This is a genomic window from Janibacter melonis, assembly GCF_003721155.3.
GTDB classification, from domain to species: domain Bacteria; phylum Actinomycetota; class Actinomycetes; order Actinomycetales; family Dermatophilaceae; genus Marihabitans; species Marihabitans melonis.
Genome location: NZ_CP044548.2, coordinates 3096484 through 3115485 on the forward strand (window position 1 = coordinate 3096484; position 19002 = coordinate 3115485).

Annotated in this window: 23 protein-coding genes and 1 tRNA gene; 13 read left to right on the plus strand and 11 right to left on the minus strand. The window is 68.7% G+C overall.

What is annotated here, in order from left to right; all coding sequences use genetic code 11:
* Positions 1–74: 74 nt before the first annotated feature.
* A complete protein-coding gene (locus EEW87_RS14830) occupies positions 75–992 on the minus strand; it encodes a type IV toxin-antitoxin system AbiEi family antitoxin domain-containing protein (protein ID WP_123091435.1) in 918 nt (305 codons plus the stop codon).
* Between the two features lie 250 nt (positions 993–1242).
* On the opposite strand from EEW87_RS14830, the gene EEW87_RS14835 reads away from it, so the two are divergent.
* Positions 1243–1578 (plus strand): PadR family transcriptional regulator, encoded by a 336-nt coding sequence (locus EEW87_RS14835; RefSeq protein ID WP_123091434.1) that lies wholly within the window; start codon positions 1243–1245, stop codon positions 1576–1578.
* A complete protein-coding gene (locus EEW87_RS14840) occupies positions 1575–2570 on the plus strand; it encodes a permease prefix domain 1-containing protein (protein WP_123091433.1) in 996 nt (331 codons plus the stop codon). Before EEW87_RS14835 ends, EEW87_RS14840 begins: the two co-directional genes overlap by 4 nt.
* Here EEW87_RS14840 and EEW87_RS14845 read toward each other — a convergent pair.
* The 3 genes from EEW87_RS14845 to upp all read right to left on the minus strand — a co-directional run bounded on the left by EEW87_RS14845 (position 2564) and on the right by upp (position 4221).
* Positions 2564–3277, minus strand: coding sequence for a PH domain-containing protein (locus tag EEW87_RS14845; protein ID WP_123091432.1), 714 nt, complete (start codon positions 3275–3277; stop codon positions 2564–2566). The genes EEW87_RS14840 and EEW87_RS14845 overlap by 7 nt on opposite strands.
* A 5-nt stretch (positions 3278–3282) precedes the next feature.
* Complete coding sequence (locus tag EEW87_RS16865) at positions 3283–3456, minus strand: hypothetical protein (protein WP_191564115.1); 174 nt, start codon at positions 3454–3456, stop codon at positions 3283–3285.
* Between the two features lie 126 nt (positions 3457–3582).
* Complete coding sequence (gene upp, locus EEW87_RS14850; protein WP_123091431.1) at positions 3583–4221, minus strand: uracil phosphoribosyltransferase; 639 nt, start codon at positions 4219–4221, stop codon at positions 3583–3585.
* Positions 4222–4286: 65 nt separating this feature from the next.
* On the opposite strand from upp, the gene tadA reads away from it, so the two are divergent.
* Together tadA and EEW87_RS14860 are read left to right on the plus strand one after the other, a co-directional pair.
* Positions 4287–4769, plus strand: a complete 483-nt coding sequence (gene tadA / locus EEW87_RS14855) for a tRNA adenosine(34) deaminase TadA (protein WP_396326595.1) — start codon at positions 4287–4289, stop codon at positions 4767–4769.
* A 37-nt stretch (positions 4770–4806) separates the two neighbouring features.
* A tRNA-Ser gene (locus EEW87_RS14860) sits at positions 4807–4896 on the plus strand.
* Between the two features lie 277 nt (positions 4897–5173).
* Here EEW87_RS14860 and EEW87_RS14865 read toward each other — a convergent pair.
* Positions 5174–5368 carry a hypothetical protein gene (locus EEW87_RS14865; protein ID WP_123091430.1) on the minus strand — a complete coding sequence of 65 codons (195 nt, stop codon included), beginning with the start codon at positions 5366–5368 and terminating at the stop codon, positions 5174–5176.
* 558 nt (positions 5369–5926) lie between these two features.
* Between EEW87_RS14865 and EEW87_RS14870 the strand changes: the two genes are divergently transcribed.
* Positions 5927–6532, plus strand: coding sequence for a hypothetical protein (locus EEW87_RS14870; RefSeq protein ID WP_148041554.1), 606 nt, complete (start codon positions 5927–5929; stop codon positions 6530–6532).
* 128 nt (positions 6533–6660) lie between these two features.
* On the opposite strand, the gene EEW87_RS14875 is transcribed toward EEW87_RS14870, so the two are convergent.
* The 4 genes from EEW87_RS14875 to EEW87_RS14890 form a co-directional block, all read right to left on the minus strand.
* The gene (locus tag EEW87_RS14875; RefSeq protein ID WP_163562470.1) at positions 6661–7281 is read right to left on the minus strand and encodes a TlpA family protein disulfide reductase; all 621 of its coding nucleotides are present in this window, start codon (positions 7279–7281) and stop codon (positions 6661–6663) included.
* Between the two features lie 49 nt (positions 7282–7330).
* The gene (locus EEW87_RS14880; protein ID WP_123091427.1) at positions 7331–8425 is read right to left on the minus strand and encodes a hypothetical protein; all 1095 of its coding nucleotides are present in this window, start codon (positions 8423–8425) and stop codon (positions 7331–7333) included.
* Positions 8422–9027 (minus strand): SigE family RNA polymerase sigma factor, encoded by a 606-nt coding sequence (locus EEW87_RS14885; protein WP_123091426.1) that lies wholly within the window; start codon positions 9025–9027, stop codon positions 8422–8424. The genes EEW87_RS14880 and EEW87_RS14885 overlap by 4 nt, the downstream gene beginning before the upstream one ends.
* A gap of 201 nt (positions 9028–9228) precedes the next feature.
* On the minus strand, positions 9229–9498 hold the full coding sequence (locus EEW87_RS14890) for a hypothetical protein (RefSeq protein WP_123091425.1): 270 nt from the start codon (positions 9496–9498) through the stop codon (positions 9229–9231).
* A gap of 70 nt (positions 9499–9568) precedes the next feature.
* Here EEW87_RS14890 and EEW87_RS14895 point away from each other — a divergent pair, with 70 nt between their 5' ends.
* Complete coding sequence (locus tag EEW87_RS14895) at positions 9569–9898, plus strand: hypothetical protein (RefSeq protein WP_148041553.1); 330 nt, start codon at positions 9569–9571, stop codon at positions 9896–9898.
* A 174-nt stretch (positions 9899–10072) separates the two neighbouring features.
* Here the strand turns inward: EEW87_RS14895 and EEW87_RS14900 are convergent, their stop codons facing one another.
* Positions 10073–10444 (minus strand): hypothetical protein, encoded by a 372-nt coding sequence (locus EEW87_RS14900; protein ID WP_123091423.1) that lies wholly within the window; start codon positions 10442–10444, stop codon positions 10073–10075.
* A 723-nt stretch (positions 10445–11167) separates the two neighbouring features.
* On the opposite strand from EEW87_RS14900, the gene EEW87_RS14905 reads away from it, so the two are divergent.
* From EEW87_RS14905 to EEW87_RS14915, 3 genes are all read left to right on the plus strand, one after another.
* Positions 11168–11650, plus strand: coding sequence for an RNA polymerase sigma factor (locus tag EEW87_RS14905; protein WP_163562472.1), 483 nt, complete (start codon positions 11168–11170; stop codon positions 11648–11650).
* The gene (locus EEW87_RS14910) at positions 11647–12447 is read left to right on the plus strand and encodes a hypothetical protein (protein ID WP_123091421.1); all 801 of its coding nucleotides are present in this window, start codon (positions 11647–11649) and stop codon (positions 12445–12447) included. Before EEW87_RS14905 ends, EEW87_RS14910 begins: the two co-directional genes overlap by 4 nt.
* A gap of 305 nt (positions 12448–12752) precedes the next feature.
* On the plus strand, positions 12753–13361 hold the full coding sequence (locus EEW87_RS14915; RefSeq protein WP_148041552.1) for a hypothetical protein: 609 nt from the start codon (positions 12753–12755) through the stop codon (positions 13359–13361).
* Positions 13362–14567: 1206 nt separating this feature from the next.
* Here the strand turns inward: EEW87_RS14915 and EEW87_RS14920 are convergent.
* Positions 14568–15308 (minus strand): hypothetical protein, encoded by a 741-nt coding sequence (locus tag EEW87_RS14920; RefSeq protein ID WP_148041551.1) that lies wholly within the window; start codon positions 15306–15308, stop codon positions 14568–14570.
* Between the two features lie 206 nt (positions 15309–15514).
* On the opposite strand from EEW87_RS14920, the gene EEW87_RS14925 reads away from it, so the two are divergent.
* The 4 genes from EEW87_RS14925 to EEW87_RS14940 all read left to right on the plus strand — a co-directional run bounded on the left by EEW87_RS14925 (position 15515) and on the right by EEW87_RS14940 (position 18786).
* On the plus strand, positions 15515–16237 hold the full coding sequence (locus EEW87_RS14925; protein WP_163562473.1) for a DUF4304 domain-containing protein: 723 nt from the start codon (positions 15515–15517) through the stop codon (positions 16235–16237).
* A gap of 145 nt (positions 16238–16382) precedes the next feature.
* Positions 16383–17264 carry a hypothetical protein gene (locus EEW87_RS14930; RefSeq protein ID WP_123091415.1) on the plus strand — a complete coding sequence of 294 codons (882 nt, stop codon included), beginning with the start codon at positions 16383–16385 and terminating at the stop codon, positions 17262–17264.
* Positions 17265–17699: 435 nt separating this feature from the next.
* On the plus strand, positions 17700–18170 hold the full coding sequence (locus EEW87_RS14935; RefSeq protein WP_163562474.1) for an RNA polymerase sigma factor: 471 nt from the start codon (positions 17700–17702) through the stop codon (positions 18168–18170).
* Positions 18171–18180: 10 nt separating this feature from the next.
* The gene (locus tag EEW87_RS14940; RefSeq protein WP_148041549.1) at positions 18181–18786 is read left to right on the plus strand and encodes a hypothetical protein; all 606 of its coding nucleotides are present in this window, start codon (positions 18181–18183) and stop codon (positions 18784–18786) included.
* The last annotated feature ends 216 nt before the right edge of the window (positions 18787–19002 follow it).

Consider the following 19002-nt stretch of genomic DNA (forward strand, 5'->3'; position numbering starts at 1 on the left):
TCCCGCCCAGGGCGGGAAAGCTCGACCTCGGGCAAGAACATGTCCTTCCCAGAGTCGAAGGTTCTTGCCCGAGGTCAGGCGGGGCGGACGTCCTGGCGTGCTCGGCGCACCATGGCGGCGACCTTGCCGGGGACCCGCAGGTCCGCCCACGTCACCCGGACGACGACGTAGCCGAGCCGGCGCAGCGCGTCCTCGCGCTTCTTCTCCCGCCACAGCACCGAGGGGTCGCCGTCGGCGTACTTGATGCGGCCGTCGAACTCGACGACCACCCAGTCGTCGACGAGCAGGTCGACCCGGGCGACGAGCTCGCCGTCCTCGTCGCGGATCTCGACCTGCGGCACCGCCACGATCCCGGCGATGCTCAGCTGGCAGCGGGTCTGGCTCTCCCCGTCGGACTCGGACCGAGCGTCGACGAGCGCCAGCATCGAGCGGACCCGGCCGGCGCGGGGCCACCGGCGGACGTCGTCCAGCGCAGCAGACAGCTGCTCGAGAGTGACCGCCCGGGAGTGCAGGGCGTGGTCCGCGCTGACGACCCCGGCGATCGGTCCGGAGTCCATCGCCACCTCGACGAGCGCCTGGGGGAGCGCGGTCGTCGGGCCGAGCGACGTCTCGACGACAGGGCCGGTGGAGCGTCGGAAGACGGCTCCCTTGACCCCGGTGCCGCGGTCCTTGGACCACCGCAGGACCGGCCGGCTGAGATCCGCACCAGACACGGCCGCGCCGTGCGCGAGGACCGCGCTGACGCCGGTGAGCGCGCCCTGGGGGTACAGCAGCCGCAGCGCTGCGCACAGCCTCAGGTGCCGGCCCTCGGCGTCCTCGCCGGGTGGAGGCGGCAGCGTGTAGACGCCCCGGAAGGGGTGCTCCAGCTGCCGGTGGCCGGCGAGCTCGACGAGGTCGCTCGGGAGGAGGCCCAGGACACGGGCCTGGGCAGTGGTCAGGGCACCGCGCTGACCGTGGGCGAGCTCGACGACCTCGGCGGGGAGAGTGCGCATGCACGAGGGTCTGCTGCTCGCAGGCATGCGTTGCGGCGATGTCCCCGTCCTGTGGATGGCCGCTCCGACAGCTCGTCGTCTGTGGACGGGGTGCGAAGGGGGGACCGGTCCCCCTTCGGGCAAGAAGGTTCGACCTCGGGCAAGGACATTTCCTTCCCGAGGTCGAGCTTTCCCGCCCTGGGCGGGAAAGTGGGGGCAGGTGAGCATGTGCCATAGACAATGGTGTGCGACGCACACTATGGTGTGACGCATGGACGAGGAGCTGGTGGCGGGGCATGTGCAGGAGCTGCGGCGCGGCACGGTCGTCCTCGCGTGCCTGGCGGTCCTCGAGCAGCCCCGGTACGGATACGCCCTGCTCGAGACGCTCGACGCCGGAGGCTTCGCCGTCGACGGCAACACGCTCTACCCGCTGCTGCGGCGCCTGGAGAAGCACGGCCTGCTGACGAGCGAGTGGAACACCGACGAGGCCCGGCCGCGGAAGTTCTACCGCACGAGCCCGGCCGGCGCGCGGGTGCGCGCCCACCTGATGCAGGAGTGGCGGTCGCTCGACCGCGCGATCGACGCACTGGAGACGGAGACGCCATGAGTCCCAGCACCCTCACCGACCGCTACATCTGGACGGTCACCCGACAGCTGCCGCAGGAGAGCGGCCCCGACGTCGCCCGCGAGCTGCGCGTCACCCTCGAGGAGGCCGTCGAGGACCGCGTCGCCGCGGGCGAGGACCCGAGCGCCGCCGAGCGGGCTGCGGTCGCCGAGCTCGGCGACCCGGACGTCCTGGCCCGCGAGTACGGAGGCCGGCCCCAGCACCTCGTCGGCCCGGCCGTCTACGCCGACTACGTCCGTCTGCTCAAGGTGCTGCTCGCCGTCGTCCTGCCGTGCGTCGTCCTCGGGGTGCTCATCACCCAGTCGCTCGCGACCGACCGGGGCTTCGGCGACGTCCTCGGGCGCACGATCGGCGCGGTGCTGCAGACCGGTGTGCACCTCGTCTTCTGGACCACCCTCGTCTTCGTCATCATCGAGCGCAGCCGCAGCGAGTCCGAGCGCGACGCCCCGATCACGCCGTGGGACCCCGACCAGCTGCCCGGCGACGCGCCGTGGCGTGCGCCCCGCTTCGGCGAGATGGCCGCCGAGGTCAGCTTCAGCGCGGCGATGGTCGTCCTGCTCGTCTGGCAGCTCTCCGGGGTGGGGGAGCGAGGCGTGCAGGTGCTCGACCCGCAGCTGCCGCTCGTGTGGAAGCTCGTCCTCGTGGGCCTCTTCGTCCTCGACGCCGCCGTGTCGCTCGCCGCGTGGCGGGTCGGGCGCTGGACGCCCACCCTCGCGGCCGTCAACGTGATCGCGAATGTCGTCTCCGCCGTGCTCCTCGTCTGGCTGCTGCTCAGCGACCAGCTGCTCACGGACCTGCCGAGGGTCTTCGCCGAGCGCTTCGGCACCGACCTCGACTGGTCGGTCTCCTACCCCGCGGTGGCCGTCGGCATCGTCGTCATCTGCGGGTGGGACGCCGTCGCCTCGGTCCGTCGCGCCTGGCTCGTCCGTGACGGCTCGGTGCGCGGCGGGGGCCGCCGGGCGTCGGCTCAGTAGGCGTCGGGGTCGTACGGGGGCAGCTCGCCGGTGTCGTCGTCGCGGGTGCGACGCACGAGGTCGGAGCTGCGGTAGATCGGCTGGTGGTGCGGCGCCGGGTGCGGCGGGGTGCCGACGTAGCGGCCGTCGACGACGCCGAGGCGGGTCGCGTAGTCCTGCGAGGTCTCCCAGGCCCGGTCGTCGCCCCCTTCGTCCTCGTCCTCCTCGCCCGGCACGACGCCGAAGACCACCGAGCAGATCGCCCGGTAGTTCTCGTCGGGGTCGGGGACGAAGGCGATCCGGGAGAGGGCCTGGTCCTGGCCGGCGCTCTCGAGGATGAAGGTGCCGTAGCCGAGGAGGCGCCCGACCAGGGAGCGCTCGTAGCCCATGTCGGTGACCTTCTTCAACGGCATCATCGAGACCTTGTGGTTGATCCACCCCTCGAAGAGCACGACGCGCTTGTCGGTCGCGACGACCCGGGTGTGCCGCCACTCGACCCACTGCCACAGCGCCCACAGGACGACGGCGAGCCAGACCAGCCACACGAAGGACAGCACCTGGCTGCCCGAGTCGGACGTCGAGACGTCGAGCCAGCCGGCGACCACGGTGGCCCCGACGACGGCGAGGGCAGGCTTGAGCAGGACGATCGCGTGGTGACGGATCTCCGCCACCGGGGTCTCGCCGGGGAGGAGATAGCGCCGCAGGCCCCGGTGGGCGACCTCCTCCATCGGGCTTACCTCGCGATCAGCGAGTCGAAGAAGCGGCCGATGTTCGTCACGCCGTTGCCGATGACGTCACCCGCGGTGCCGACGATGTCGGCAGCCTCGCTCGGCGAGGTGAGGATCGCGTAGATGAGGAAGATCGTGAGCAGCCAGAGCAGGATCTTCTTGATCGGTGGCGTGGACATGACTCTCTCTCCGCAGCAGGGGTCGACGACCAGGGGCCGGGCGTCGGCCTGAGGTCAGTGTGGCAGATGTGACTTCTGGGGCCGGTCGTCCGACACGCCGGGGCAGTGACCCTCGGCGAAGGGGGATCAGACGACGCCGTAGAGCCGGTCGCCCGCGTCGCCGAGGCCGGGGACGATGTAGCCCTGCTCGTTGAGCCGCTCGTCGACCGCCCCGGTGACGAGGGTGACGGGCACGTCGAGATCGGCGATCTGCTCGCCGAGGGCCTCGATGCCCTCGGGCGCGGCGAGGAGGGTGACGGCGGTGATGTCGTCGGCGCCGCGGTCGACGAGGTAGCGGATCGACATCGCGAGGGTGCCGCCGGTCGCGAGCATCGGGTCCAGGACGTAGCACTGGCGGCCCGAGAGGTCGTCGGGCAGGCGGTTGGCGTAGGTCTTCGCCTCGAAGGTCTCCTCGTCGCGCAGCATCCCGAGGAAGCCGACCTCGGCCGTCGGCAGGAGCCGCACCATGCCGTCGAGCATGCCGAGCCCGGCGCGCAGGATCGGCACGACGAGCGGCTTGGGCGAGGAGAGCTTGACGCCCTGGGTCGCCGAGACCGGGGTCTCGATGTCGAAGGGCTCGGTGCGCACCTCGCGGGTCGCCTCGTAGGCGAGCAGGGTGACGAGCTCGTCGGCCAGCCGGCGGAAGGTCGGGCTGTCCGTGTCCTTCTTGCGCAGGTAGGTCAGCTTGTGAGCGATCAGCGGGTGGTCGGCGGTCAGGACGCGCATGGCCCCGAACCTACCGCGCGGGGCCGCTCGCGGCGCAGCCCGCGTCGGTGGCCGACAATGCCTGCATGCACCCCCGCGAGAGCGCCCGGCCCGACCGCGCCACCGAGGTCGCTTGGATGCGTCGCGCGCTCGAGCTGGCGGCCGCGGCGGGGGAGCGCGGCGAGATCCCGGTCGGTGCGCTCGTCCTCGACCCGGAGGGAGTGGTCGTCGGCGAAGGGGGAAACACCCGTCAGGGCGAGTCAGACCCGACCGGTCACGCCGAGATGACGGCGCTGCGGCAGGCCGCACGCTCCCTTCGCACCTCGCGTCTGGACGGCTGCACCCTCGTCGTGACGCTCGAGCCGTGCCCCATGTGCGCGGGGGCCAGCGTCCTCGCGCGGGTGGACCGGGTCGTCCTCGGCGCATGGGACCCGAAGACCGGCGCGTGCGGCTCGGTGTGGGACGTCGTGCGCGACCGGCGCTCGCCGCACCGGGTCGAGGTCGTCGGCGGGGTGCTCGAGGAGGAGTGCTCGCGGCTGCTCGTCGACTTCTTCTCGCAGCGACGCTGATTTTTCGCTGCCGACGCCCCGTTGTAGAGTCACCGGCGGTGGCGTGTCCGAGCGGCCTAAGGAGCGCGCCTCGAAAGCGCGTGTGGGTTCACGCCCACCGTGGGTTCAAATCCCACCGCCACCGCCAGGAGAGAGTTGCGAAACCTGCAGCCCTCGAGTGACGAAACCCTGGCCGGACGTCAGTCCGGCCAGGGTTTCGACATGTCCGGGGTCGCTGCGGCCGCTCCGGTGTCGATCGGGGGCTTAGAGCCGGCCGCAGTTGGCTGCTGAATAGATCGAGATGCCTGTGTGGGGCGCACTTATAGCCCGTCAGGCAAGGGCCTGCGGGCATTGGGCGAGTATGTCGACGATGCGGTTGTTGATCGCGTTGATGGGCCGGGGTTGGTCGCCGAAGGTGGCGCCACCTAGCGGCGGCGGCCAGCCGGCTTCGTCATCCGCAGCAAGACGATGACGAAGGCCGACGCGATAACCACGAAGACAGCGGCGATGACCTCAGTGGGCCAGCTCGTCGACACGAACCCGAACAGGAACGCGACGATCAGCCCCAGCGCGATGACGAGGGTGCGCTTGGTGTCTAGCCGGAAGGGTCTGCCCGCCATGAGGTCATCCTGCCCCAGGTCCTCCTGGGCGGCCGGGTACTCGGCGACGATCCTTCGAGGACAGGTCCAGGACCGACCGCCCGGCTGCGAGATGAGGATCCTGCGCTGGCTGACCGCCGATCAGCGGTCCGGTCTGGTCAGCCGCTGTGCCCCTCAGCCGCGGGCGGGGCGGGCGGCCAGGGACGCCAGATCAGGCGGGAGCTCCGCACCAGCCCAGGTGGCCAGGACCAGCAGACCCGTGGACTCGCGCTCCATGGCCATCGCCATGAACCGGCGGGCGCTTCGCCGGCAGTGCGTTCTCGCGCACCATCGTCGCCATGTCGCCGCTGGGGTCGAGCTGAGTCGTGGCCAGCCACGCCAGGACACCTCGGGCTGCCTGCGACGCCGGCACGTCGACGTCGTAGAGGACCTCCTTCGGCCCGGCACGCTCCCCAGGGGCGAAGGAGGTCACCGTCACCCGGGTCATCTCGTCGAGGGACCTCTTCTCACCCAACATGACGGCCAGCCTAGGAGCCCTAGGACGCCACGCGGCAGCACGGCAGCTCTACGCTCGGGCGCATGACCAGCCCAGAGCGCACGCCTGCCGAGGCCGCCTCTGACCTCGACGGGCCTGTCGGGCCGCAACCGGGCTACGACGAGCTGCCAGCGTGCACGGCAGCAGGCTGGGCATCTCTGGCCATGGGGGCCACTGCCCTCACCGTGCTCACACCCCTGAGCGAGGACCCAGTCGGCTTGTACGTGGCTTCCGCGATGTTGGCCGTGGGCTATGCGTACTTGCCGACCGTGGTGTCGTGGCTGGCCGGTGGCGGCGTCGACGGCCTGACCGACGCGCCACGTGTCGTGGGCCGCGCCCCCGACACGCGTGCGCGGGCGGTGCTGAACGGGTTGATCCGGGCAGCGTTCCCCGCAGTCCTGCTGCTGGTTGCGCTCGGGGCGCTCGACTGGTGGCGTGGGAGCGGGTCGTGGGCGGTGCTGCCGGGTTTCCTGCTGGGAAGCGCGATCGCCTACCGACGAGCGATCACGGGACTGCGCCGCCGAGAGCAGCTCACCGGATGCAGGATCTTCCGCCGCGCCGACGCACCACTGATCGGGTGGACCCACGCTCAGGCGATGTCCCAGTACCTGTTGCTGGAGCCACCGCCGCCAGAGGCTGGCCACAGCTGATCGTCACCACCCGCACCAGGACCGCGGGCCTCTGCGCGAGCCGCACAAGCACCGCCGTCACGAGCGGCGCACCCGGAGGCGCCGACCAGCAAGCTCTGGTCCGCAGCACCACGAGGCTGAGTCCTGCCCTAGACCGGCTCGCGGAGGATGTCGCGGGTCAGGTCGCGCAGGGTGGCGTAGTCGACCGCGCCCAGCGCGACGGCGGCCACCCGTCCTGAACGGTCGAGGACCGCCGTCGCTGGTTGGCCACGCAGCATCCCGTTCATCTGCACGGCAGTGATCCCTGCGTCGTCGAAGATCGAGTCGTAGGGCAGACCCCACGCCTCGGCCTGCGACCGGCCGGTCTCTCTAGAGCTCTCGCGGTAGTCGATCCCGATGAACCGCACCGGGTCCTTGCCTGTAGCGAGCTCGCCGTGGGCGCGAACCAGGTCTGGGGCTTCTTCGTGGCAGGGCCCGCACCACGACACCCAGGAGTTGACGACCACGACCGAACCGGCGTGATCACCGACGGACCAGGAGGTGCCCTGCAACGTCTGCCCGGCAAGTGTCACGGCCTCGCCGCGCTCGGTCTGCGTCACCTGGCGTACCGACCCGTCGCCGGAGATGTACCCCTGCCGGTTCCCGGAGGCCTGCTTGGCCCGACCCCGCACCGAGTTCTCATCCGCACCGAGGGCGGAGCATCCCGGCAGCAGGACCGCTGAGGCCAAAGCCGCGGACAACGCTCGTCGCCGAGACACCGCTGCGGTCATGACATCCATCCTCTGCTCCGGTTCGCACCACGGTATCCGCGTCGCCGGTTCACGGCACGACGTCGCTGATCTCCATGCCGATCGCTCCAGCGCGGTGGGGTCCGATCAGGACGTCGGCCAAGGCCTGCTTCGTCAGGGCACGAACCGTGGACCCGTCGTCGATCCCGCGGTGGGCACAGCCGGCATAGCGCAGCACGACCTCGTGGGTGCGGCCGCTGGTGTCGCTCATCCGCAGCAGTGTCACCTGGTCGCCGTAGCTGCCGCTGCAGACACTGCGGTCGGGTGTGCCGCCCTGTGGCGCTGAGCTGAGTGCCTCGACGGTGCGGCGGATGGCCGAGCTGGGCAGCTGTGTGGCCGCCCGCAGACCCCCATCTGCTCCGATGTCGTAGGTGCACACGGCGACATCGGTGACGGGGTCGGGGCGCGGCAGCCGCTGTGCAGCGGGTCGCCAGGACGGGTCGTCCACCAGGGGCACGTCACGACGGCACCCGTTGGCGCCCGTCACGGGAAGCGGGGTGATCGTGGCCAGGATCTGGTCGCGCAGAGGCTGCCGGGCCTGCACCTCTATGGCCGTGGCCCCGACGATCCGCGTCGTGCGATCGCCGGTGCTCTCACCGTCGGCGACCTTCGGCACCCGGTAGCGAAGATCTCGACTCGGGCTCATGTCGACGAAGGTGCCGGCGACTGCGACCATGTCTGGCTGGAGACCCCCGCTACAACCCATGAGCGGCACCGCCCCCGGTCGTCCGACCGTGGTGCGTTCGGCGACGTCTTTGACCGCGCAGTAGGGGACGCCGCTGGTGCCGTACCCCCAGGTGTCCGGGACCGCGACGGCGACGTCGTGGTACGCCTCCCACCTCCACCCGTCCGGGATCGCGGGGAGCGGACCCCGAGCGGTGCCGACCGTGTAGCGATCTGACGGCGGTGGTGTTGCATCGCGGGCCGCGACAGACAGCCACCCCATGACGAGAGCAGCGGCGGCGGCCGACCCGATCAGCGCTGCTCGCCAGGGGCGCCGCGTCTGCTGTGTCGCGATGGTTTCTAGGACGGCCTCGCTGTCACTGGCCGGTGCCTGCTCGGCGAGGTGGCGCAGGCGCGCACGCAGTAGCTCTTCAAGGTCAGGGTCGATGGTCGGGTGGGTCATGGGGTCTCCACCTCCTGGGCGGTCAGCACGTCACGAAGGGCAGCCAAGCCGCGCGCGCGGTGGGAGCGCACCGTCGCGCGGGGCAGGTCGAGGGCCTCGGCGATATCCTCGTCGGGCAGGTCCTCGAGGTAGGACATGGCGATGACGGCGCGCCGTACGGGTGGCAAGCCGGTCATCGCCACGAGGAGCGCGTCGCGGTCGTCGACCCCCCGGACGCGATCGGCTGGATCGGGCCGGTCAGGTACTGGATCGTGGGTCTCGCGACGCCAGGGGCGCCGGGTCTCGTCGATGAACGCGTTCGTCACCGATCGCCGCACATATGCCTCGGGGCGACCGGTCGAGATCTGGGGCCAGCGTGGGTAGGCGCCGGACAGGGCCTGCTGCACCAGGTCTTGAGCGAGATCAGCATCGCCGCACAGCACGTACGCGTAGCGCACGAGCCCCGCGTGCCGGGCTCGTACGAAGTCTTCGAAGCCAACCACCCCACCACCACCTCCCGAGCTCGCAGTCTTTCCCGTCGTCACATCAACGGAGCTACACCGCCCCGGTGTTGCACGGCCAGCGGCAACAGGTGACCGATGTGTCCAGCCCGGGCTGCTCATGGGCAGGCACCACGCGCAAGGTCGTCTGCGGCAGCGTCAACAACGCATGCTGAGCCGCGTGAGCGGTACCGGCCCGACAGGACACGTCAGGCCCGCGGCCTGACACTCATCCAGGTGCGAGCCCGCGCCTCTAGGCGAGGGCCCGCACCGGCCAGAGCGCGGCTTTCGGGGTAGAGAGGCGGCATGGCGCAGGTGGGCGGGTCAGCCCACGCGCCAGGACGCCACCTCGCCGGCAGGGTTGCCGTAGTCAATGGTGGCGGGCTTGGTGCTGGCGTCGAGGGCGAACATGATCCAGCCCTGCACGCACTGACCCGTGAGGTACGAGCGGTCTCCACCGAAGGGGTACTCGGGGCGGGGGAAGTCGCTCCAGGTGCTGTCGGAGGCGGGGTATGTCCCCCCGTCCTTGCCGGTGATGCTCCACGGGCTCCAGCTGAAGGAGACCCCGTCCTGGCCCTCCTCAAGCTTCTTCACGCAGGACTTGGCCTTGACCGCCCACCACTGCTGGTCACTGGGCAGCTGGGAGTAGGGCGAGCTGGCCTTCTTGACCTCCAGCGGCGTGATGCTGGAGAAGGCGGTGGTGAACGATCGGCGCAGCGGCAGATCGAGGGAGTTCGCTGGGGCATCAGTGGTCGCTACGGGAGAGGACTTCGAGCCGGGTGATCCGCTGGCAGCGGACGACGTCGTCGAAGACGAGCCTCCTGGGCGGGAGGTGGAGTCCTTCGCGGACGGTTCGCTGCTCGAGCAGGCGCTGGTCATCAGTGCTGTCGCGGCGCACAGCGCCACCCCCGTGCTTCTTATGGGCATAGTCCTACATGTGTGGCGACACTTCGGTGGCTCTCAACGCGCCGCCAGGGGCATCACGGGGGGCTGATGTCGAGCCCAACTCGTCGACCAACCTCGGGGACTGCGATCGTCGCCAGCGGCGACGAAGACCGTGGCTGGCCCCATCTTGTTCTGTGCGACGCGATCCATGTGGTGCAGCAGGACCGGTCTTGCCCACGCCGCGCGGGCCTGCCAGCACCATCACACGACCCACCAGGAGGGCTCAGGGCCGCGCCTGGCTGAGCACGCCGACCGACTCGTCGAGTCGACTACTGCGCGCAGTGAGGCATAGCGCCATCTCCCTGGTGATCGCCGGCCTGTCCTTGATCGCTGCCTCGCGGCCTTCACCTTTTCTGTGGTGAGCACGCTTGTCGACGGTCGGCGCAGCGAGCGCCGCATGCCTCTGTCTGACCTCGAGCTGCATGAGTCGGCACGTGCGTTTGCGGCGCCAGGCAGGTCGGGGATTGCGTGGCGGGGTCTGGGTCCGAACCGTCTGATGCATGAACAACACGACGAACCGACACCCCGCCCCGCGCTCCGTGAACACGTCGCGCTCTACCCACGCCAGCACCTTCGACCCGTTCGCCATCGCCACCAGCTGTCCCTCCCGCGCGCTCGCCGGTGGCTTGCCGCAGTGGAACCTCGCGTTCCCCCGCAGGAGTGCCGTCGAGGCTGCTTTCGGAGCGCTCAAGGCAGGAGAGCGCTGAAGGCAGCAGCCCAAGCCGATGCGATACACCCGCGCCGCGGTCAGGACCGAACCGCCTCACGGGCCGACATGACGTGCCTCAAGTGGGGATCCCACTGCGTCGCGCATGCCCCAGGTCCTACCCAAGAGGAAGAGCTCTAGTCGGGCTGGTACCGCGCCCGCCCAGGGACGGCACGGGCCTGCGTGCGACCAGTCGCAAGCACTCATCTGCGCCAGCACCGTTTCGGGAACCCTTTCGTCGGCGCAAGGGTTCCCGAAACGCCTGGGTTGACGCGCCGCACTGGTCGAAGCTGACCCCGTACGTCATGCTCGGTGCCAGTCGCAGGGGCCGTCTCGACATCGATAGCAGAGGCTGCCCCCGGCGCAGCGTCCATCAGGGGCAGCACGAGGAGGCTCCGAGCCCACTCCGCCAGGCTGGCAAGTCGGCCCATCCTCAAGGGGCCATCACGCCAGCCACCGTCGAGGTGCGATGTGATCCTCGTGGGCTCGGCAGGCACCGTTGACTCCGGCCGCGCCGGTAGTGCACCGGGTGGGGAGGGTAGAGCGGATCCTGAGCGACCGGGCATGTCGGTTGAAGGGGGAACCATTACGCCTCCCCAGCGTCATATGGGTATGAAGCAGCCGGCAGAGGACGAGGTTGAGCAGATCTACCTCGCCTTCTACCCGCGACTTGTCGGTGAGCTCACGGTGGTGACCGGTTCACGCGCCACGGCAGAAGACTGCGCCCACGAAGCCTTCACCCGGCTGGTGCTGCATTGGAACAAGGTCTCGAACCACAACAGCCCCATCGCGTGGCTACGTACCGTGGGCTACCGCCTCGCCATCGACGAGATCCGCCGCGCGGGACGCCTGGCCGCGCTGTCTGAGCACGACCCGCAGCCCCGGCTGGACCACGACCAGCTGCGCAACCGCGAGATCTGGCAAGCGGTGCTGGAACTGCCAGCCCATCAGCGCGAGATCCTTGTCCGCAGAGCAGTGCACGACCTCAGCGACGCCGAGATCGCCGACGACCTCACCCTGCCCATCGGCACCGTGAAATCCCGCCTGTCACGTGCGCGCACCGCGCTCAGGGCTCGCCTAGGAGAACCGTCATGACCAAGCCCGACCTCGATCTCTCCGATGTGCGCGCACTGGTCGACGAGGAAGCCGACCATGCGCGGCGAGATATGCCGCCATTCGCGTCGATCAGCGATGCAGCCCACTCGCGACGCCTGAGGACCAAGGGCGCAGCCCTGGGCGCCGCGCTGTGCGCTGCTGCCGTCGCGGTGGGAGTCGCCGTCGCGTGGGGCTCGGGAACACAGCAGACCAGCCCGGCAACTAGCTCGACGCCGACAGCGGCGGTTCGCCTAGACACATCGAGGCTGCCGGACCATCCCCGCGTCGACCAGGTCGCGGACAGCATCGCCTCCGCCCTGGGGCACCTCGGCCGAGACGGCGGGGGTACGTGGATCTCGGAGCACAAGACTTTGAACATCTACGTCGCTGGTCCGAGCAAGGGCATGGACCAGGTCGTCGTCGAGATTCAACGTCAGGCAGACGAGGTGACTCGATCTACGGACTTCGAAGTCAAGGTCCACGCCGGCGGCGTACGCACCCAGGACCAGCTCGTGAAGATCATGGACAAGGTCAGTGACACCTCCAGCTATGACTCGGATGGAGTTGTCACCGTTCGGGGCCAGCGCATCAACTACTCATCCGGTCGTGTCTCCGTCGACGTCACCAGTCAGCCAGCTGCTGACGTGGTCAAGCGCACCTTCGGCGACGCGGTCGAAGTGCAGGTCAAACCTCCGTGGACGCAGGAAGAGCTCGAGGAGATGTTCGGGATGCCTGGGATCGCCCCGCCCGGGTCCCTCAGCCAGCAGAGCACCGCCTCGAGCACCTCACGCCGCTGACCCCCCCCGCTCTGACGTCGTACGCCTGGGACCCGCGCACAGGGACTCGCTCGCCTCCGACCCTGTCCCTGCCGCATCGGCGGACGCCCCCCACCGTGCCGATCCCCAAACGTCATCGACGGCGAGAAGAGACCGCGTCGCATCTATTGTCCGAGAACAGCACTGGTGGGACTAGGCGCTCATGGTCGACGACACGCTGCCGTGGAGGTGCTGCAATCTCTTGCCCGTTGTCGGTTGTCACGGATCGACGAAGAGCCCCTCCGGGGGGATTGCGGTGGTGTGTGGGTGTTCGCACGGTCGGGGTCATGAACACGATGAGATGGACTGACCCCAACCTGCTGGTTCACAACCAGGTCCTGATCGCGACGGCCCTGAGCAAGGTCGACGCTGCCGCCTCGCGGCACATCCACGACGAGGCGAGCCGTGCCTTGGCTGACGTGGTGCCCGCTCGCTTCGACAGCGTCTGCCCCCACGGCACGAGCAGCATGTTCGCCTTCAACGCGCACACCGGTGTCGACCGGGCGATGTACTGGGCCATGGCGGGCATGGTGTGCCAGCAGTGTGCTGACCGGCTGGGTGAGGACGGTGAGATCTACGTGGTCCTGCCCGAGTCCGGCCTGGCGTGCCTGCTCGGGCGCGGCAGCCGCACCGGTGGCGAGCTGTGCTTGCTGCGGGTGATCGACGACGAGCCCTGGCAGGTCCGTCAGGTGAAGCTGGCGATGCTGATGGTGCAGCTCGAGGAGTTGCGGTGGGCGGTGGAGGACACGCTCCAGGCGGCGCGGGAGGCTGTGATGGAGCTGATCCCCGCGTCCGAGCTGCCCAGGGCATCCATGCTCATCGACGACGACAAGGACATCGCCGCCTCGCGGCTGTACTCGGGGTGCATATACAGCGCCGAGGCGAACCGGTTCTAGCCCCTCACCCCACCTGCCCTAACGAGCGACCACAGCTCCCAAGTACCCCTGATCCCACGACGAGGCGCCGGCACCCAGTGCCGGCGCCTCACCCATACCCACACACCAACGCACCACCCTCACCCGCACGGGTCACCTGGAGTCCTGCACCCCAGCAGCACCCCACCGTCAACAGGTGTGGGGACCCCCCTGCCCGCGCACCACCCCGCGGGACGACGCGCAGATGTAAGAACCTATGAAGGCGTATAAAGACTTCATATAAGCCTAACGAGATCCTTATAACCCACCCCGGACGCCGACAGACCCAACTACGCAACCCGATGACGTGGGCGCCTCGCGCGCTACCCACCGTGCTGAGGTGTTGGACGCGCTCGACTGGGCCGGGCCTCACCCGGACGGGTCGAGGCTGGACAACTTGTTGCCGCTCTCGACATGGCCTTGGTTGTGTGTGCGCATGACCTTCGGACTGTGGATCTCGGTGCTGCCGCTGCTCGCCGTCGCGGTGGCCTGCGTGCACGTCCTGGTGGCCAAGCCCCGCTGACGCGTCCCCCCTTCGCTCTCTCGGAGGGCTAGTGGGGCATGCTGCCGCCCGGGAGGGCCAGTCGTTCCAAGTGGGGTACGCCTGGCCCTTCCGCCTCAGACCCGCCCGTGCGTGGCGACTCCGCTGAAATGACCTCACCCGAGCAGGTCGTCGGCTTTGTGTGCAGGGCAGAGGGCTTGACTGGCGATCCGTACTCTTTGGCCGGTGAACCAGTCGAGTAGTGCCCCGGGGTCCGGGGATGCGTCCGCGGGTGATCAGATCGACCCGAGTTGCCCCCTTGACGCCAAGGGCCCGTTCCGCTTGCGGTTCGGGCTCTTGCTGTTGATCGGACTGTGCATGTTCGTCCCCCACTGGGCCCTGGTCGCCACGAGCTGGGTAGGCACCTTCGCGCTCACGTACCCGGGCTGGAAGGTCCCGTTCACCGAAACTGTGTGGAGGGGCAACCGCCCGTGGGAGTCCTTCAACTGCTGGATCGCCGGCATGACCCTCGCCTCTGCATTTCCTCCGGCTGCGGTTGTCCTCCTGGGGTCGTCCTGGGGTGTTGCGAAGAACATGCAGCCCAAGGTCGATGGTGGGGGCAGCTGATCGCCAAGACGAGCCCGTCCTGATGCGCCTAGGGGGCTCACCTAACTGAGCGTCGAGAGGGCCCGGGCAGTTGGTGAGGATCAGTCCTGGGGCAAGGAGGGCGTGACGCCTAGCTCGAGGCGCTCTGCTAGTCGGCGAGTTAAGGCGCTTACGTCCTCCCGAGCCAGTGCCACGGGGTCGATGGCGCGCATGGTCTTCACGGGCCGCCAGACGTCTGCCGACACCTTGCGCCCGACGCGCACTCGTGGGCCTGCGCGTTCGGTGTCGAACCAGATGACGATCTCAGCGATCTTCACCGGGGATCTCGCCCACCATCGGACCCACTCGCCGCTGCTCGTGACGTGGTCGAGCAGCCGCTCGACCTCGGGGAGGTAGTCACCCGGTACCCCGTTGGTCGGCCCGCCGCCGATGAACACAATCTCGTGTGGCTGCTCGGGTGCGCTCACCCCTCGTCCGGCCGCGGTGACGTCGAATCCTGACGGCGCTGGCGCTGATGGGCCAGCTACGGCGAGGCGGGCCGAGCGGATCAAGGCGTCGACAGTGCCGAGATCCCACTGCCTGGCCTCTGCGAGCCGCTTCGTTCCCGCATCAACCACATCGCAGAGAAGCAGAGTCTGCTCGTCGCCCGACAGGCCGGCCACGACGCGGGGCAAGACGGCGGTGATGAGTTCTGAGCCGTCTGGTTTGTCGCAATAGGCCAGGACCAAAATCGCGCGGTCGTCTCCTTCGCCCCAGTGGAGCGCGACATCGATGCGCGATATGGGTCCCACGAGACCCGACGCAGCTGCCGCGGCAGAGTAGTGATGGCTTACTAGCTCCATGGACCGATGAAGTGGTGACGCATCCCCCTCAAGCGCAGCAACGTCGCACACATCGATAGTGCGTAGACGGCCCATGCCCCAACCCTAAGCCGCCATCTAGCACGGCTCAGTGACGATCGTCACTGAGCACGCATGGAGGGCGGTCGAGCTGGGCTGGTGGGCGAATCCTCGAACCAGCTGTGGTTCGACGTGGCACTCTGACGCCCGTGCGAGCCAGAGACGCCTTGAAGCAGGCCCTGCGAGAAGAGTTCGTCCCCACCCTGCGCGCCGCCGGGTTCAAAGGCACCTACCCCACATGGCGCCTGCCGGCCGGTGACGCCGTCGCAGTCGTCTCCATATACGCCGGCCAGTACAACGAAGGGACGTACGGCACCTTCGACGTCATGATGGCCGTCGTCACCCCCGCCTGGAGCGAATGGCAGGCCGACGACGTCTCTGGGATATGGGGCAGCCCCACCAAGCCCGGCCGCGAGCGGTACTGGGATGGCATCGCCCGCCTCACGCTCACCCCGCTCACCCCCACCAACAGCCTCTACGACTGGATGATCAACTCCGTCAAGGACGCCCAGACCGTGGCCCACCAGATGACCCAAGCCCTCAACGCCGGCCAGCTCGCCAACCTCCTACGCCTGACCAACCCCGACGAGCTCCTCGCAGACCTCACCACCATCGCAAACCTCCCACCCGGCAAAGTCCACACCTACGGCTGGCAGTGGGACTACGGCCCGCACATGGCTCTCGTGGCGCACGCCGTGCTGCTCAGCGACCACGGCGGCCCCGAACTCGAAGCGGCCTGCCAACGCCTCGAGCAGTGGAAAGACCCCGATCCGGCACGGACCCAGCGCCCCAGCCTCCTCCCCGAGACAGCGCAATGGGCTCGAGACCGAGCCGCGCGCCTCGCGGAGGAACGGCAGTCGAATCATCACTGAGCAGACCTACGCACGAGTCGTCGCCGTCCGAAACCATCGTCACTGAGCGCCCATCAAGGGGCAGTCGGGTTGTTGAGTCCGACGATCGGCCAGGATGCCGCTAGCAAAGGACGGCCAGGCCGTACGACTACCCCAGGACACAGAGATGGTTTTCCACCACCACCGGTACGCCGGCGAGCACCTGACACGAGATGCCCTCACGACGCTGCTCGCGAACATGAAGCGCCCATCGGCCACGCTGATGATCGACGCCCTCGAAGAAGGGGGTCATGTGTTCGACCAGGTCCATGCGACTCCTGACGTCGTTCTCGAAGCCGTAGCCCAGCCGGGGAACCCCGGGTGCCAGCCACCATTTGTGAACATTTCCTCGGGCGGGACCTTCGTCGCGCGCGTCGAGCACAACAGCCTCCTGGTGATGGAGCCCGGACCCTGGATCGACGAGCTGAGCCACCTCCCGCACGAGCGCGTGCCCTGGTCCTGGCTGAGCACGTACTTCGGCGGCGAGGGCTACCCGCCCCCGGAGATGGAGCGCGCGCAGAAAGCAGTCATCGACGTGGCCAAGAGCCAAGGTGAAGCCGTCGCGATCCGCCGGCTCGGGGTGGGCGACGTCGACCGGGACGTCGAGGCCTACCTGGACCGACCTGGAGCTCGCGCTGCCTGGGTCGCGCGCAGCAAGCGCCGCCTGGGGTACTCCCAGCCCTGGGTCGACACCGGCGACCTAGACGCCGACGCCACGACGTGGTGGGACAAGTTCGTGAAGAAGATCAACCCCTCCGCCGACACCGCTGCGCCCACCGAGCACCTCCTGCGCTACTCGCTCACCGAAGCCGACTCGCTCGGCCTCATCCCAGATGACGTCGAGGAAGCCGTCGACGACGCAGTCGCCGCTCACGGCGGGGAGACCGACAACCCCACCGAGACCGGCGACTACCTCGAGATCCCCATCATCGGCAGTACCACCGCCGGCCTCGCGGCAGCGATCAAAGCGCTCCACGACCTGGGCCTGATCTCAGCCCACGAGGCATAACCGAGGCTCGTCGTCGAAGGCTGCGCGGCGGTCTGCTCGAAAAGATCAACCCACCCTCACTGGGCGGCCACACGCCGACTTTCGAACCATCACTGAGCAGCCCGACGCCCGTCGGTCGTCGCCGTTCGAAAACCATGGGTTTCGAACGACGGCATGCGACGCGCGGGGCTCGGCTCAGAGATGGTTCGAAAGTCGCTGAGCAGCCGCTCGGAAGGGTGCTCTGCGGAGTTTCGAGCAGCACAGCATCGACCTGCAGATGTGGTGGGCCCGGTTAGCCATCGGTCGAAGGCTCCATCGAGAGCGGTGTAGTGCCTGGGTCTGCGATCGAACCTCGTGGGTCTCGGCTGCGGGCCCATGGATGGCCACTTGGTCACGAGTGCGCAACTACGGGCATGTCCGATGGAACTATCAGCACCTCGTGACGTCTGTATAGGCATGAATCTGCGTGACCGCGAGGGCCTAGAGGCGCTCTACCTCGCCTGCTATCCCAGGCTCGTAGCGGAGCTGTCGTTGGTGACAGGTTCGAGGGCCTCCGGCGAGGACTGCGCTAACGAGGCGTTCACCCGCCTGGTCAAGCACTGGAACAAGGTGTCTACCTACGAGCGACCCGTTGCCTGGGTCCGGACAGTTGGCTACCGCCTGGCCGTCGACGAGCTGCGAAGACGCGCGCGTCACACACCTCTGCCCGATTACGAGGTGAAAGTCGGGGGTGCTGTGCCGGATGGTGCGTCGCAGTACGAGATCTGGGAGGCGATACGGCATCTGCCCATCGATCAGAGAGAGGTGCTGATCCGCCACGCATCTCAAGGGCAGAGCGACAGCGAGATCGCCGCACACCTCGACGTCCCGATCGGAACCGTCAATCCCGTCTGTCACGCGCGCGACGCAGCCTGCGATCGCGGTTAGGAGATGCGTCATGAACACGCCCACACCAGAACAGGTGAGAACCCTCCTGGACGAGGAGGCCGAGCGCGTCGCGCGCGGCATGCCTCCGATCGACACCTTCATACAGCGTGTCTCCTCTGAACGTCGACGCCGCCGCGGCATGACCTTCGGGGTGACCGTGACCGCGGCGGCGGTCATCGTCGGGGGAACGGTCGCCCTTGACAGCTCGCGGGACGAAGTCGCTCGGCCTGCAGCGACATCAGCGCCATTCCCGGTGCTGGAGCGACCCGTGACCATCCTCCCGGTGGGGGCGTACCAGGAGCTGCAGGTGAGCGAGACGGGTTGCCCATACGTGACCGTCCCCAAGGGGGACCCCACCCGAGCGGCGCCCGGCAAATACGTGCTCGCCACCAGTGCTGTCAGCGGCTGGACCCTGCAACGCGATCAGCCGGGCGACACCTGGTCTGTGCGCGACCGCAACGGCAGTTCTGTAGCCACTGTGGGAGACACCGTGGTCCACACCCCGGAACCGGGGTTGAAGGACGTCCTCGACAGCGCCTCCGCCTGCTCTCCCATGCTCGCGGCTGGGGCGCAGCCGAGCGTGTTCGGAGCGTTCAACCCACCCGCTGCCCCATGACGGCGAACACCTGGTGGGCCACCGGGCGGCCCGACGGAACGGAGGCGGCGGCCCGGCCGACCTCATTTGCAAGACGTCGCTTCCCACCGAGTGACGGCAAGACCTTATGCAACCTCTACAACGAGCTAGGAGCGGCTCACTGACGATCGGTTGTGAGCAGTCACTAGAGCTCCGCGTCGAGGAAGAGGCGTCGAACGAGGTCGGGCATGCCCAAAC